Source organism: Amycolatopsis solani (assembly GCF_033441515.1).
Taxonomy (GTDB): domain Bacteria; phylum Actinomycetota; class Actinomycetes; order Mycobacteriales; family Pseudonocardiaceae; genus Amycolatopsis; species Amycolatopsis solani.
The window spans coordinates 3,662,232-3,675,988 of record NZ_JAWQJT010000001.1 but is presented as its reverse complement, the minus strand read 5'-3'; the positions used below and the strand labels follow the sequence as shown (position 1 = coordinate 3,675,988).

The window sequence follows — 13,757 nt, the reverse complement described above, 5'->3', positions numbered from 1 at the left end:
ACACTCACGACGACCCCGCGCGCGACCGCACCTGCGCCGAGACCCGGCCCACGTAGGCCGCCCGGCCCGCGGGGTCCAGTTCGGTCAGCGCGCGGTCGTCGCCGATCAGGCCCCGGGCCCACGTCATCAGCGGTTCCGGGGTGACCGCCGCCAGCAGGTCCCAGCCCGCCAGCCACCTCGGGACCGTGGTCTCGGCGCGCCGGGTGCGCAGCGTGTCCGCGATCGCCTTCGCCACGTCTTCCGGGTCCACTGTGGGCAGTGCGCCGCCGAGCCGCACGCCCGAGGACAGCTCGGTCCGGACCGCGCTGGGCAGCACCGCGCTGACGCTCACCCCGGTCGCCGCGTACTCGCGGCGGACCGCCGCCGTCAGGCCGAGCGCCGCGAACTTGCTCGCGTTGTACACCGCCATGCCCGGCAGCGGGATCTTCCCCGCCATCGACGCCACGTTCACCACGTGCCCCCGCCCGCGCGCGATCATCCCCGGCAGCACCGAGCGCAGACCGTGGACCAGCCCCTGCACGTTGACGTCCAAAGTGGTCCGGCCGACGGCGTCCGGTTCCTCGAGGAAGTCCCCGAGCGGCATCACGCCGGCGTTGTTGACCAGCACGTCGATCCGCCCGAACCGCGAAGTCACCTCGGCGGTGAACGCGTCGAAGGACTCCCGCACGGTCACGTCCAGCGGGAAGCCGTCCGAGTCCAGGTCGCCGACGCACACCGTGGCCCCGCGCGCGGTGAACTCCGCCGCCGTGGCGCGGCCGATCCCCCTGGCCCCGCCGGTGATCGCGACGACCGCACCGCGCGGGTCGATCGCCGGGTAGCCGTTACCGAACCGCATGGATCCTCCTGATTTCGTAGTCCGCCTCGTCGAACGAACCCACCTGCGACCGCAGCCGCCCGGTCGAGAACGGCCAGCTGAAACTGTTGCGTCCGTTGACGTCCGTGTAGTAGCTCGAACACCCGCCGGACTGGTAGACCGTGCCCGGCAGCGCCGCTTGGACGTCGGCGTTGAACGCCTCCTGGACGTCCGCCCGCACCGACACCGAAGCCCATCCCGAGCGCAACGTCCGGGTCACCACCGCCACCGTGTGGCGCAGCTGGGCCTCCATGATCATGAACGCCGACGAGTGCCCGGTGCCGAGGCTCGGGCCGAGCAGCAGGTAGAGGTTGGGGAAGCCGGCGACCGTCGTCCCGAGGTACGCCCGCGGGCTGCCTTTCCAGTGGTCGTCGAGGCTGCGGCCGTCGCCGTCGAACACGCGCGCGGACACCGGCATGTCGAGGATGTGGAAACCGGTGCCGAAAATGATCGCGTCGACCTCCGCCGACGAGCCGTCCGCGCCGAGCACACGACCGTCCCGCACCGCCGAAACCCCGGTCGCGTGGACGTCCACATGGGACGCGGTGAGCGACCGGTAGTACGTGTTGGACATCAGGAGCCGTTTGCACCCCAGCGTGTAGTCCGGCGTCAAAGCTCTGCGCAGCAGGGGATCCCGCACGGTCAGCCGCAGGTGCGCGAGCCCGATCTTCTGCACCTGCCGCAGCAGCCACGGGTGCCGGAAGCCGAACCCGAGCGTCTCCATCGCGCCGTATTCGGCCCCGCGCAACGCCCGCTGCAACGCCGGGAAGCGCCGCAGCAGGAACCGTTCGACGCCGGGGACGTGGTGGTCCGGCTTCGGCAGCACCCACTGCGCGGTCCGCTGGAACAGGTGCAGCTCCGCGACCCGGGGCACGATCTCGGGAACGAACTGCACCGCGGACGCGCCGGTGCCGATCACCGCGACCCGCTTGCCCGCCAGGTCGTAGTCGTGGTTCCAGCGCGCGGAGTGGAAGACCTCGCCGGGGAAATCGGCGAGGCCGGGCAGATCCGGGATCTTCGGCTCGTGCCACGGCCCGGTGCCGGCGACCAAGACCCGCGCGGTGTACGGCCCGGCCGTGGTCTCGAGTTCCCACAACGATTCCCGCGGGTTCCACTGCGAGCGCGTGACCTCGACGCCGTACCGGATCTTCTCCGTGACGCCGAACCGCTCGGCCGTCTCGCGCAGGTACGCCCGGATCTCCGGCTGCCCGGCGAACGCGCGGGTCCACCCGGGATTGGGGGCGAAGGAGTACGAGTACAGCGCGGACGGGACGTCGCAGGCGCAGCCGGGGTAGGTGTTGTCGCGCCAGGTGCCGCCGAGCGCATCCGCCTTCTCCAGCACGGCGAGGTCGGTGACGCCGGCCTGGCCGAGCCGGATGGCGGCACCCAGCCCCGACGCCCCGGCTCCGACGACGAGGACTTCGAAGTGGCGTTGGTCCATTTTCGGAGACTAGCAGTATCTCGATACCAACGGTACCCCGATTCCGGACCTGGCTAGAGTGCACGCATGGCCCGACTCACCCGCGCGGAAAGCCAGGCGCGCACCCGGCAGCAGCTGATCGACACCGCCAAACAGCTCTTCCTGCGCGACGGCTACTCGGTGACGTCGCTGGAGAAGGTCGCGGACGAGGCCGGGTATTCGAAGGGCGCGGTGTACTCGAACTTCCGCAGCAAGGACGAACTCTGCCTCGCGGTGCTCGACCGGATCCACGACGACCAGGTCGCCCTGATCGCCGAAGCCCTTTCCGGCGCGGACGGGATGGAAGGCCTGCTCACGGCGTTCCAGGCGTGGGCCGAGCGCAGCATCGGCGACGAGGCCTGGACCGCGCTGGAGGTCGAGTTCGCCACGAACGCCCGCCGCGACCCGCACGTGCGCGCCGAACTGGCCGCGCGGGACAAGGCCATCCGCGCCACCATCGCCGACCTGCTCACGGGGTACGCCGAGCGCTTCGCGATCACGCTCCCGATGTCGGCCGACGACGCCGCGACGGCGTTGCTCAGCCTCGGCATCGGCCTGGGCGTGCAGCGGGCGATCGACCCGACGATCCCGGTGAACGTGCTGCCGGACGTCATCCGCCTCTTCGCCGGGGTCCGCTGACCGTCCCGTCCCGGCCCCGCCCCGCCCGCCGCCCGCCCGAACGTCGCGAATGACTCATTCGGGACCTCTGGCGTCCCCAATGACTCATTCGCGACCCCCGACTCGGCACCGCGCGCGCCGGGCTGTCACGACCGCCGCTGACCATCTGCCCCACGCCCGAACGTAGTGAATGACTCATTCCTGTCGCCCGACGACTTGAATGAGTCATTCACGACATCGCGGCACCGGCGGACGGCGAGCACCCCGGCCGACTGGCACCGTCCTTTCCGGACCGTGGTCTGGACCCGTTCACGAACATGAACAAATTCCGCCTCTTGTGGAGCCTGCTGACTCTTCGCTACCGTGTCGCTACGCCGCAGCTCCACCCTCATCACCCGTACCCGCCGTGATCCCCCACGGCGCACCCCGCGGAAAGGGTCTCCACCCATGAGCAAGAAGTTGCGGCCGGTCCTCGTCGGCGCGCTCGGCGCGGCCTCCGTGGCCGCCCTCGTGATCACCACTCCCGCGATCGCCGCGAACGAAGCACCGAACACCACCAGCGCGAGCGTCCGAGCCGCCGGTGATCTTTCGGTGGCGGCGAAGAAGGAAATCGCGATGAAGCTGGTCTCCAGCGCGGAAAACTCCTCCCTGGACTGGAAAGCGCAGTACAAGTACATCGAGGACATCGGTGACGGCCGCGGGTACACCGCCGGCATCATCGGGTTCTGTTCCGGCACCGGCGACATGCTCGAACTCGTCGAGGCGTACACGAATTCCGTGCCGGACAACCCGCTCGCGAAGTTCCTTCCCGCGCTGCGCAAGGTGAACGGCACCGACTCGCACAGCGGGCTCGGCTCGGCCTTCGAGAGCGCGTGGAAGCAGGCCGCTGCAACCAGCGCGTTCCAGACCGCGCAGAACAACGAACGCGACCGCGTCTACTTCAACCCCGCGGTCAGCCAGGGGAAGTCGGACGGCCTGAGCAACCTCGGCCAGTTCGCCTACTACGACGCGATCGTCATGCACGGCCCCGGTGACAGCTCCGACAGCTTCGGCGGGATCCGCAAGGCCGCGATGAAGAAGGCGAAGACGCCGGCGCAGGGCGGCAGCGAAACGACCTACCTCAAGGCGTTCTTCGACGCGCGCAAGGTCATCATGAAGCAGGAAGAGGCGCACGCCGACACCTCCCGCGTCGACACCGAGCAGCTGGTGTTCCTCAACGCGGGCAACTTCGACCTGCACACGCCGCTGAAGTGGAAGGTCTACGGCGACTCCTACACCATCAACTGAGCCCGGCGCGCCCAGCGTGGCACCGTTAGGCTCTCCGGTATGCGCAGGAGATCCCTCGGTGCCACGCTGGCCGCGGCCGCACTGCTGACCAGCGGCGCCGCCTCGCCGGAGCCGGGACGGCCGGAGCCGGAACAGCGCATCACCGTCCGCGCCGACTCCGCGGGCGCGACCACCGCGACCCTCACGGCGTGGCAGCGCACCGGGAGCGAGTGGACGAAGGCCTACGGCCCGGTTTCCGCGCACGTCGGCCAGAACGGCGTCGGGCAGGCGAGCGAGTCGACCTCCCGCACGCCGGCCGGTGTTTGGCCGCTGACCGAAGCCTTCGGCATCGAGCCCGCCGAAACCCGGCTGCCCTACCGGAAAGTCACCACCTCGGACTGGTGGGTGTCCGATGTCGCTTCCCCGCACTACAACACGCACTTCGCGTGCGCGCCCGGCACGTGCCCGTTCGACGAGGCGGCCGGTGAGAACCTCGGCAAAGCGGGTCCGGTCTACGCCAACGCGGTCGTCATCGACTACAACCGCTCCCCCGTCGTGCCGGGTGCCGGCTCGGCGTTCTTCCTGCACGTCACCAACGGCAAGCCGACCGCGGGCTGCGTCGCGATTCCCGGCGCGGACCTGACGGCGCTGCTGCGCTGGCTCGACCCGGCGCGCCACCCGGTGATCGAGATCAGCGGCTGACCAGCTCGTTGGCCGTGCGGGTGTTGAGGATCCGCTCCGGGCCGATCCCCGCCTTGATCGCGCGTTCGCAGCCGTAGCCCAGCCAGTCGAGCTGGCCCGGCGCGTGCGCGTCGCTGTCGATGGTGAAGTCGCAGCCGATCTCCGCCGCCAGCCGCAGCAGGCGCATCGGCGGGTCGAGCCGCTCCGGGCGGGAGTTGATCTCGACCGCGACGCCGTTCTCGCGGCACGCGGTGAACACGGCTTCGGCGTCGAACTCCGACTCGGGACGGCCGCGGCCGACGACCAGCCGTCCGGTGCAGTGCCCGAGCACCCTCGTGCGCGGGTTCCGGACCGCCGCCACCATCCGCCGGGTCATGTCCCTGGCCGGCATCTTCAGCTTCGAGTGCACGCTCGCGACGACGAAGTCCAGCTGCCCCAGCAGGTCGTCCTCCTGGTCGAGGGAACCGTCGTCGAGGATGTCGACCTCGATCCCGTGCAGCAGCCGGAACGGCGCCATCAGCTCGTTGGCCTTCGCGACGATCTGCATCTGCGTCCGCAGCCGGTCCGGCGAGAGCCCGTTCGCGACGGTCAGCCGCGGCGAGTGGTCGGTCAGCACCATCCACTCGTGCCCCAGGTCCCGCCCCGCGACGGCCATCTCGCCGATCGAGCTGCCGCCGTCCGACCAGTCCGAATGCGTGTGGCAGTCCCCGCGCAGGGCCGAGCGCAGCGGCTCGCCGTCCGGCAGCTTCTTTTCGACGAGCTTGTCCCGGTACGCCGGATCGCGCCCGGCCAGCGCGTCCTCGATGACGCTGGCGGTCGCCTTGCCGATCCCGGGCAACGAGGTGAGTGTGCCGTTCTCCGCCATCGAGGCCAGCTGCTCGGCGGGGGTCTTGTCGACGGTCGCGGCCGCGTTCCGGAACGCCCGGACGCGGTAGGTCGGTTCCCCCGCGCGTTCGAGCTGGAACGCGATCTCCCGCAAGGCCCATGCCGGATCCATGGGACCTGTCTACCCCCTCGGGGGCAGTCGGTGCAGCTCGACGTCCACCAGCACGCCGTTTTCGACGCGCGCGGTCTGGTACGTGCAGTGCGGCTGGCGGCGGCGATCGGTCGGCGAACCGGGGTTGAGCAGCCGCAGCCCGGACGGCGCCACGGTGTCCCACGGGATGTGGCTGTGCCCGAAGACGAGCACGTCGGTGTCGGGGAACTTGGCATCGCAGCGCTGCTCACGGCCCTGCTTCGCGCCGGTTTCGTGGATCACGGCGAGCCGCACGCCGTCGAGCTCCGCCCGCGCGATCTCCGGGAGCCGGGCTCGCAGGTCGGCGCCGTCGTTGTTGCCGTAGACGCCGATCAGCCGCTTGCTGCGGGCTTCCAGCTCGTCGAGCAGGCCGATCTCGACCCAGTCGCCCGCGTGCACGACCACGTCCGCGGCCGCGACCTCGTCCCACACCTGCGAAGGCAGCTCGCGGGCGCGGGCCGGCAGGTGGGTGTCCGAGATCAGCAGGAGCCTCATCCGATGGCCTTGAGCACCCGCTCCAGGAACCCGCCGATGTGGTCGCGCAGCAGCGCCGCGGCGCCCTCGGCGTCGCCCTTCTTGGCCGCCGCGAGCACCGCCTTGTGCTCGTTCCACTCCTTCTTCCAGCTGGGGTTGGCTTCCCAGCCGACGACGCTGATCAGCGCCGCGCGGTCCTTGAGGTCGTCGAGGATGCTGACCATGAGCGGGTTGCCGCAGCCGCGGTAGAGCGCGCGGTGGAACCGGCGGTTCAGCAGGCTGAGCGCGGCCTGGTCCTTGTCCGCGATCGCCGCCGACGCCTCTTTCAGCGCCTCCGCCGCGTCTTCGAGCAGGGCGGGGTCGCGCTGCTCGACGGTCCGCCGGACGGCTTCCGGTTCGAGCACCGTCCGGACGTCGTAGACGGACTTCGCCAGCTCGGCGTCGACCGTGACCACGGAAGCGCCCTTGTACGGGCTGAACGTCACCAGCCCGGAGTTGGAAAGCACCTTGAGGGCCTCGCGCACCGGCGTCTTGGACACGCCGAGGCGCGCGGCCAGCTCCGCTTCGACCAGCGGCTGGCCGGGCACCAGCTCCCGGGTGAGGATGCCGCGGCGGATCTCCTCCAGGACCACTTCGGTCCGGGAGGCCGGCAAGCTGAACGTCCCGGTCATGGTGCGCTCCCTAGCTAGTGTCGGAACCCATTCAACCAGGCCCGCGAGATCATATATCAGATGCCATACTGGATCGCATGAAGACGCCCGAGGAACTCCGCAGCCACCGCTGGTTCGGCGGCGGCGAACTGCGCGATTTCAGCCATCGCGCCCGCAGCCGCCAGCTCGGCTACAACCCGGAAGAGCACCTCGGCAAGCCGGTCATCGGCATCCTCAACACGTGGTCCGACATCAACCCGTGCCACATGCACCTGCGCGAACGCGCCGAGCAGGTCAAGCGCGGTGTCTGGCAGGCCGGCGGTTTCCCGCTCGAGTTCCCGGTCGCGACGCTGTCCGAGACGTACCAGAAGCCGACGCCGATGCTCTACCGCAACCTCCTCGCCATGGAGACCGAGGAAATCCTGCGGTCCTACCCGATCGACGGCGCCGTGCTGATGGGCGGCTGCGACAAGACGACGCCGGCGCTGCTGATGGGCGCGGCGAGCGCCGGACTGCCCGCGATCTTCGTACCCGCCGGGCCGATGCTGCGCGGGCACTGGCGCAATGAGGTCCTCGGCAGCGGCACGGACATGTGGAAGTACTGGGACGACAAGCGCGCCGGCCTGATCGGCGACGCCGAAATGTCCGAGTTGGAGCGTGGTCTGGCCCGCTCGCCGGGGCACTGCATGACGATGGGGACGGCGTCGACCATGACGTCGGCCGCCGAGGTGCTCGGCGTGACGCTGCCGGGTGCCGCGTCGATCCCCGCCGTCGACTCGGCGCACCACCGGATGGCCGCGGCCAGCGGGGCGCGGATCGTCGGCATGGTCTGGGAGGACCTGACCATCACGCAGGTGCTGGACAAGCGCGCGTACGCCGACGCGATCACGACCGTGCTGGCGCTGGGCGGCTCGACCAACGCCGTGATCCACCTGATCGCGATGGCCGGGCGCAGCGGGATCCCGGTCTCGCTGGCCGACTTCGACGCCCTCGCGCGGCGCGTGCCGGTGCTGGCGAACATCCGGCCCGGCGGCGACTGGCTGATGGAAGACTTCTACTACGCGGGCGGCCTGCCCGGGCTGCTGTCGCGGCTGACCGACCTGCTGCACCCCGACCGGCTCACCGTCACCGGCCGCACCCTCGGCGAGAACCTCACCGACGCGCGCGTGCACAACGACGACGTGATCCGGCCGCGGGACAACCCGGTGGCGGCCGAGGGCGGGGTCGCCGTCCTGCACGGCAACCTGGCGCCGTCGGGGGCGGTGATCAAGCACATCGCCGCCGAGCCGCACCTGCTCACGCACACCGGCCCGGCCGTCGTTTTCGAGGACTACGCGGACCTGAAGAAGCGGATCGAAGACCCGTCGATCACCGCGGACTCCGTGCTGGTCCTGCGCGGCTCCGGCCCGCTCGGCGGCCCCGGCATGCCCGAGTACGGGATGCTGCCGATCCCGAAGCACCTGCTCGCGGCCGGGGTGCGGGACATGGTCCGGATTTCGGACGCGCGGATGAGCGGCACGAGCTACGGCGCCTGCGTGCTGCACGTGGCCCCGGAGTCGCACGTCGGCGGCCCGCTCGCGCTGGTCCGCGACGGCGACCCGATCACCTTGGACGTTCCCGCGCGCGTGCTGCGGCTCGAGGTGTCCGATGAGGAGCTGGACCGGCGCCGTGCGGAGTGGACACCGCCGGCGCCGCGGTTCGAGCGTGGTTACGGCGCGCTCTACAGCGAACACATCACTCAGGCGGACGAGGGCTGCGATTTCGACTTCCTGGCGCGAGCGGGGCACAATCCGGAACCCGACGCGCGTTGAGGTTGCTTCGATTAACCGTTCCGTGACCGGTTCATCCCCCGTTAGGGCGAGTCGTACGGCTTGTCCGGGTGCCCCGTACGCTGATCTCGTCACCGGCGCAAACCGGTGCCGCGTTGAAGGGGTGGAGAGTTGCCGTACGAACCGCGCTGGCCCGAGTCACACGGTGAGCAGACGGACGTCCTGCCGGTCGTCCGGCCCGAACCGGAACCCACGCCCCCGAAGCAGCGCAACCTGCGCAAAGCCGGCTGGATCGCCGGCGGGGTGTTCGGCTTCCTCGTCGTCGTCTACGGGGTCGACCTGCTGGTCAGCCAGGGCAGCGTGCCGCGCGGGGTGACCGTGGCCGGCGTCGACGTCGGCGGGATGGACCGCGATGCCGCCGAGCAGGAGCTGCGCGGCAAGATCGAGCCGCGGCTCACCCGTCCGCTGGCCGTGACGGCCGGCGACGTCCAGGGCACGCTGTCGCCGACGCTCGCCGGGCTGAAGCTCGACTGGCCGCAGACCCTCGACCAGGCCGGCGAACAGCCGCTGAACCCCTTCACGCGCCTCTCGTCGCTGTTCTCCAGCCGTGAGGTCGGCGTCGTCAGCCACGCCGAGGACGCCAAGCTCACCACCGCGCTGGAGCAGCTGCGCGGCCAGGTCGACCGCGACCCCGTCGAAGGCACCGTGAAGTTCGACGGCGCGAACCCGGTCGCCGTGCCGCCGAAGGCCGGGCAGAAGCTCGACGTGCCGGCCGCGAGCGCCGCCGTCGTCGAGCACTGGGCGCGGGGCGAAACCCTCGCGCTGCCGGTCACGAGCACGCCGGTCCGCACCACCCCCGAAGGCGTCCAGGCCGCTTTGGACCAGTTCGCGCGGCCCGCCGTTTCGGGTCCGCTGGTGGTCAAGGGCGAGGGCAAGAACGCCACCGTGAAGCCGGAGGCGATCGCCGCGGCGATCACGTTCGAGCCGGGCGAGGGCGGCGGGCTGAACCCGAAGATCGACAACGCCAAGATCGTCGAAGCGGCCGGGCCGCAGCTGAAGTCCACCGAGAAGGAGGGCAAGGAGGCGACCATCGTCTTCGAGGGCGGCAAGCCCACGGTCGACCCCTCCACCGACGGCCGGACCATCGACTGGGACCCGAGCCTCAAGCCGCTGCCCGAGGTGCTGAAGAAGACCGACGGCCGCGAGGTGCCGGCCATCTACAAGGACGCGCCGGCCAAGGTGACCACCGAGCAGGCGAACCAGCTGGGCGTGCAGGAGGTCGTCGGCGAGTTCACCACCGGCGGCTTCGCGGCCGACTCCGGCACCAACATCCGGGTCGTCGCGCAGAAGGTGAACGGCGCCATCGTCAAGCCCGGGGAAACCTTCAGCCTCAACGGGTTCACCGGCCCGCGCGGCAAGGCGCAGGGGTACGTCGAGGCGGGCGTGATCAAGGACGGCGCCCCGGGCCGCGAGGTCGGCGGCGGCATCTCGCAGTTCGCGACCACGCTGTACAACGCGTCGTACTTCGCGGGCATGAAGGACGCGGGGCACAAGGAGCACAGCTACTACATCAGCCGCTACCCCGCCGCGCGCGAGGCGACGGTGTTCCAGAACCCCAACGGCTCCAGCGTCATCGACCTCAAGTTCACCAACGACTCGCCGACCGGCATCGCGATCCAGGCGATCTGGTCGCCGTCGTCGATCACCGTGAAGCTGTGGGGCACCAAGCGCTACACCGTCGAGTCGATCCCGGGCGGCCGCTCGAACCCGAGCGACCCGCAGGCGAAGCCGGGCCCGGCGGAGAACTGCCACGCCTCCAACGGCGCGCCCGGGTTCACCACGACCGACACCCGCGTGCTCAAGGACGCCGCGTCCGGCCGCGAGGTCAGCCGCTCGACGCGGACCGTCCACTACAACCCGCAACCGAAGATCACGTGCGGCGAAGGTCAATGACCACCTAACGGACGTTCACGCTGGGCGTCCGCGCGGGTACCCTGAGTGCTCATGGCGGCACGCGCGGTCGGGTTCCGGGACGTCCTCGGCGTGACCGAGTTCCGGGCGCTGTTCTCCGCCCAGCTGGTCTCGGTCACCGGTGACCAGCTGGCGCGCGTCGCCCTGTCGATCCTGGTGTACGACCGCACGAACTCGCCGGGCTGGGCCGCGCTGACGTACGCGCTGACGTTCCTGCCGGACCTCGTGGGCGGGCCGCTGCTGTCCGGGCTGGCCGACCGGTACCCGCCGCGCACGGTGATGGTCGCGGCGGACGTCCTGCGCGCGGTCGCGGTGGCCGTGATGGCGGTGCCCGGCCTCCCGCTGCCGTCGGTGGCGGCGCTGCTGGTCGGCGTCCAGCTGGTCAACCCGGCCTGGAATTCGGCGCGCGCGGCGCTGCTGCCGCAGGTGCTGCCCGGCGAGAACTTCGTGCCCGGCATGGGTTTGCTGATGATGCTGGTGCAGGCGGGCCAGGTCGCGGGCTTCGCGCTGGGAGGGCTGCTCGTGGCGGCCGTCGGCACCAGCGGAGCGCTGCTGGCCGACGCGGCGAGCTTTGCGGCTTCGGCGCTGTTCCTGAGCGCCGGCGTCCACGCCCGCCCGCCCCGCGCATCCTCCGGCGTCCACTGGTGGCGGCACGTCCGGGCGGGTTGGACGGTCGTGGTCGGCGACCGGCGGCGGCTCGCGCTGGTGGCGCTGGGGTGCGTGTCGGGGACCTACATCGCGGGCGAGGCGATCGCCGCGCCCTACGCCGCCGAACTCGGGGGCGGCGCGGTGGTGGTCGGGCTGCTGCTCGGGGCGTACGCGCTGGGGAACGTGCTCGGGATGGCGGCGGTGTCGCGGATCCCGCCGCCCCGGCGAGCCCGCTTGCTCGGGCCGCTGGCGGTGCTCGCGTGCGCGGCCCTGCTCGGCTGCGCGCTGCGGCCGGACCTCGAGGGCACGCTCGTGCTGCTGACGCTGTCCGGGGTGGCCAGTTCGTACAACCTGATCGCGAACACGACGTTCGTCCAGCTGACCCCGGACGCCCAGCGCGCGCAGGCGTTCGGTTTCGCGCTGACGGCGTTGCGGGTGTCGCAGGGACTGGGCGTGGTGCTGGCCGGGGTCGCGGCGGAACACGCGGCACCGCACGGAGTCGTCGCCGGCGCGGGCGCGATCGGCGTGGTGGCGGCACTGGGTGCGGCCCGGCTGTGGCACCGGGCTCCCCGGTGACCGGCTCGATCAGCCGGTCACCGGGGTACGGCTCAGGGCCGCGTCCAGTCGGTGGGGCACTCCGGCAGCGGTGACGAGACGCCGGGGCGGGTCCAATCCGTCGGGAGCTCGCGGACGGTCCAGTCGGTGGGCAGTTCGCGCGCGGTCCAGTCGGTCGGCAGCTGCCGCGGGGTCCAGTCGGTCGGGATCGCGCGGGTCCAGTCGGTGGGGAGCTGCCGCGTCCAGTCGGTCGGCCGCTGCGCGCGGCGGCGGGACGGGACGATGTTGTTCGAAGGCAGGAAGTGCGACATGGTTTCTCTCCTGTTCGTGAGGGATCTTGCACGGTGCGTAACCGGACGGTAGCCTGACCGGCCTAGTGACACACCGCGTTCATTCGATTACAGTGACGATTTCCGCGAAGAGTTCCGTCCTGAGAAGAGGGGCGTTTCGTGGGATTGTCCGGGTCCCAAGGGCGAAAGCCCAGCTCAGAACGTCCACGATCGGGTCTCCGTACGTGGGCGATGTGGAAGCTGGCCACTCCGGTGTTCGGCTACGTCCTCGTCGTCGACGCGCTGGCGCTGATCGCGGTCGCCGCGACCGCCGCGCTGGTGCCGATCACCGCCCAGTCGATGCTCTGGTGTGGACTGATCCTCGCCGGTGAGATCGTGCACCTCGAAGCGGCGCAACGCATCGAGCGCATCCGCGAGCTGGCCGCCGACGGCCGGCCGCACATGCACCTCCAGTCGATCTGGATCTTCGCCGGGCTGCTCCTGCTGCCCCCGCCGCTGGCCACCCTCGTCATCGTGGTCAGCTACGTCCATTCGTGGGTCCGCGTTTACCAGCGACGCGGCGTGATTCACCGGAAAGTGTTTTCCGGGGCCACCGTCATCCTCGCGTGTTTCGCCGCGGGCGCCGTCCTTTGGGTGGGCACCGGGCACCTCGCGCCGTACGTCCCCTATTTGGACGGCTTCGGCGGCATGACGGCGCTGCTGGCGTCCGGACTCGTGTACTTCGGGCTCAACTACGTGCTGGTGATCCTCGCGATCCTGATGAGCAACCCGGGCAAGCCGCCGCGGCAGGCGTTCGGCAACCCGTCCGACGTGCTGATCGTGCTGGCCGCGGTCGGCGTCGGCTGCGGCATCGCGCTGGTGATGACGGTCCGGCCGTGGCTGCTGCCGGTGCTCATGGTGACGCCGGTGGCGCTGCACGTCGGGCTGCTGCTCCCGCAGTTCCAGGCGGCCGCGCGCACCGACTCGAAGACCGCGTTGCTGGCGCCGGAGTTCTGGGTCCAGCTGGCCCGCAACGAGCTGGCCCGCGCGGCGGAGCTGTCCTCCACGGCGGGCGTCCTGATGATCGACATCGACCACTTCAAGGCCATCGACGACGGCAACGGCCACCTGGCCGGCGACGAGGTCCTCCGCGCGATAGCGGCAGCGATCCAGGGCTCCGTCCGCGGCGGCGACTACGTGGGCCGCTTCGGCGGCGACGAGTTCGTCGTCCTCCTCCCGGGCACGACGAGCGCGGAGATAGCGGCCATCGCCGACCGCATCCGGACGGCGATCGCGCGCATCGAGGTCGCGGTCCCGGTGATCCGCCCGGGCAAACCCGAGGTGATCACCGGCCTGACGGCCTCCATCGGGGCGGCGGTCTACCCGGAAACGGCCACGGACTACACGATCCTGCTGCAGGCCGCGGACGACGCGGTGTTCGAGGCGAAGGCGTCGGGGCGGGATCGGGTGGTGCTGGCGGAGGCGCGCAGCGAACTCACCCGTCCCGAAATCCCCGACGTGCTGTGAAG

Annotated in this window: 13 protein-coding genes; 7 read left to right on the top strand and 6 right to left on the bottom strand. The window is 70.9% G+C overall.

The genetic code is table 11. From position 1 onward, the window contains the following. Window positions 1-4: 4 nt before the first annotated feature. Together SD460_RS17545 and SD460_RS17540 are read right to left on the bottom strand one after the other, a co-directional pair. The gene (locus SD460_RS17545) at window positions 5-835 is read right to left on the bottom strand and encodes an SDR family oxidoreductase (protein WP_290052736.1); all 831 of its coding nucleotides are present in this window, start codon (window positions 833-835) and stop codon (window positions 5-7) included. Beyond that, on the bottom strand, window positions 822-2,294 hold the full coding sequence (locus tag SD460_RS17540; RefSeq protein WP_290052735.1) for a flavin-containing monooxygenase: 1,473 nt from the start codon (window positions 2,292-2,294) through the stop codon (window positions 822-824). Before SD460_RS17540 ends, SD460_RS17545 begins: the two co-directional genes overlap by 14 nt. A gap of 66 nt (window positions 2,295-2,360) precedes the next feature. Here SD460_RS17540 and SD460_RS17535 point away from each other — a divergent pair, with 66 nt between their 5' ends. The 3 genes from SD460_RS17535 (at window position 2,361) to SD460_RS17525 (ending at window position 4,898) form a co-directional block, all read left to right on the top strand. Next, the gene (locus tag SD460_RS17535; protein WP_290052734.1) at window positions 2,361-2,951 is read left to right on the top strand and encodes a TetR/AcrR family transcriptional regulator; all 591 of its coding nucleotides are present in this window, start codon (window positions 2,361-2,363) and stop codon (window positions 2,949-2,951) included. Window positions 2,952-3,377: 426 nt separating this feature from the next. Continuing rightward, a complete protein-coding gene (locus SD460_RS17530; protein ID WP_290052733.1) occupies window positions 3,378-4,217 on the top strand; it encodes a chitosanase in 840 nt (279 codons plus the stop codon). Window positions 4,218-4,256: 39 nt separating this feature from the next. After that, a complete protein-coding gene (locus SD460_RS17525) occupies window positions 4,257-4,898 on the top strand; it encodes a L,D-transpeptidase family protein (RefSeq protein ID WP_290052731.1) in 642 nt (213 codons plus the stop codon). On the opposite strand, the gene SD460_RS17520 is transcribed toward SD460_RS17525, so the two are convergent. From SD460_RS17520 to SD460_RS17510, 3 genes are read right to left on the bottom strand one after another with little or no spacing between them, the layout of a single operon-like run. Next, window positions 4,888-5,874, bottom strand: coding sequence for a PHP domain-containing protein (locus SD460_RS17520; RefSeq protein ID WP_290052729.1), 987 nt, complete (start codon window positions 5,872-5,874; stop codon window positions 4,888-4,890). The two genes, SD460_RS17525 and SD460_RS17520, sit on opposite strands and share 11 nt — an antisense overlap. Before the next feature lie 9 nt (window positions 5,875-5,883). Continuing rightward, window positions 5,884-6,387, bottom strand: coding sequence for a metallophosphoesterase family protein (locus tag SD460_RS17515; RefSeq protein WP_290052727.1), 504 nt, complete (start codon window positions 6,385-6,387; stop codon window positions 5,884-5,886). Continuing rightward, window positions 6,384-7,037 carry a GntR family transcriptional regulator gene (locus tag SD460_RS17510; RefSeq protein WP_318306383.1) on the bottom strand — a complete coding sequence of 218 codons (654 nt, stop codon included), beginning with the start codon at window positions 7,035-7,037 and terminating at the stop codon, window positions 6,384-6,386. The genes SD460_RS17515 and SD460_RS17510 overlap by 4 nt, the downstream gene beginning before the upstream one ends. A 77-nt stretch (window positions 7,038-7,114) precedes the next feature. Between SD460_RS17510 and araD the strand changes: the two genes are divergently transcribed. From araD to SD460_RS17495, 3 genes are all read left to right on the top strand, one after another. After that, a complete protein-coding gene (gene araD, locus SD460_RS17505; protein ID WP_290052725.1) occupies window positions 7,115-8,827 on the top strand; it encodes an L-arabinonate dehydratase in 1,713 nt (570 codons plus the stop codon). Window positions 8,828-8,956: 129 nt separating this feature from the next. Continuing rightward, window positions 8,957-10,738, top strand: a complete 1,782-nt coding sequence (locus SD460_RS17500) for a VanW family protein (protein WP_290052723.1) — start codon at window positions 8,957-8,959, stop codon at window positions 10,736-10,738. A 51-nt stretch (window positions 10,739-10,789) separates the two neighbouring features. Continuing rightward, window positions 10,790-11,980, top strand: coding sequence for an MFS transporter (locus tag SD460_RS17495; protein WP_290052720.1), 1,191 nt, complete (start codon window positions 10,790-10,792; stop codon window positions 11,978-11,980). 32 nt (window positions 11,981-12,012) lie between these two features. Here SD460_RS17495 and SD460_RS17490 read toward each other — a convergent pair whose 3' ends face one another. Next, on the bottom strand, window positions 12,013-12,270 hold the full coding sequence (locus SD460_RS17490; RefSeq protein WP_290052718.1) for a hypothetical protein: 258 nt from the start codon (window positions 12,268-12,270) through the stop codon (window positions 12,013-12,015). Between the two features lie 210 nt (window positions 12,271-12,480). On the opposite strand from SD460_RS17490, the gene SD460_RS17485 reads away from it, so the two are divergent. After that, complete coding sequence (locus tag SD460_RS17485; protein ID WP_290052715.1) at window positions 12,481-13,755, top strand: diguanylate cyclase; 1,275 nt, start codon at window positions 12,481-12,483, stop codon at window positions 13,753-13,755. Window positions 13,756-13,757: the final 2 nt, after the last annotated feature.

What these genes read in the sequence shown, in the direction of transcription:
- SD460_RS17545 (WP_290052736.1), bottom strand. Translation starts at nt 835, where the DNA reads ATGCGGTTCGGTAACGGCTACCCGGCGATCGACCCGCGCGGTGCGGTC.
- SD460_RS17540 (WP_290052735.1), bottom strand. Translation starts at nt 2,294, where the DNA reads ATGGACCAACGCCACTTCGAAGTCCTCGTCGTCGGAGCCGGGGCGTCG.
- SD460_RS17535 (WP_290052734.1), top strand. Translation starts at nt 2,361, where the DNA reads ATGGCCCGACTCACCCGCGCGGAAAGCCAGGCGCGCACCCGGCAGCAG.
- SD460_RS17530 (WP_290052733.1), top strand. Translation starts at nt 3,378, where the DNA reads ATGAGCAAGAAGTTGCGGCCGGTCCTCGTCGGCGCGCTCGGCGCGGCC.
- SD460_RS17525 (WP_290052731.1), top strand. Translation starts at nt 4,257, where the DNA reads ATGCGCAGGAGATCCCTCGGTGCCACGCTGGCCGCGGCCGCACTGCTG.
- SD460_RS17520 (WP_290052729.1), bottom strand. Translation starts at nt 5,874, where the DNA reads ATGGATCCGGCATGGGCCTTGCGGGAGATCGCGTTCCAGCTCGAACGC.
- SD460_RS17515 (WP_290052727.1), bottom strand. Translation starts at nt 6,387, where the DNA reads ATGAGGCTCCTGCTGATCTCGGACACCCACCTGCCGGCCCGCGCCCGC.
- SD460_RS17510 (WP_318306383.1), bottom strand. Translation starts at nt 7,037, where the DNA reads ATGACCGGGACGTTCAGCTTGCCGGCCTCCCGGACCGAAGTGGTCCTG.
- araD (WP_290052725.1), top strand. Translation starts at nt 7,115, where the DNA reads ATGAAGACGCCCGAGGAACTCCGCAGCCACCGCTGGTTCGGCGGCGGC.
- SD460_RS17495 (WP_290052720.1), top strand. Translation starts at nt 10,790, where the DNA reads ATGGCGGCACGCGCGGTCGGGTTCCGGGACGTCCTCGGCGTGACCGAG.
- SD460_RS17490 (WP_290052718.1), bottom strand. Translation starts at nt 12,270, where the DNA reads ATGTCGCACTTCCTGCCTTCGAACAACATCGTCCCGTCCCGCCGCCGC.
- SD460_RS17485 (WP_290052715.1), top strand. Translation starts at nt 12,481, where the DNA reads ATGTGGAAGCTGGCCACTCCGGTGTTCGGCTACGTCCTCGTCGTCGAC.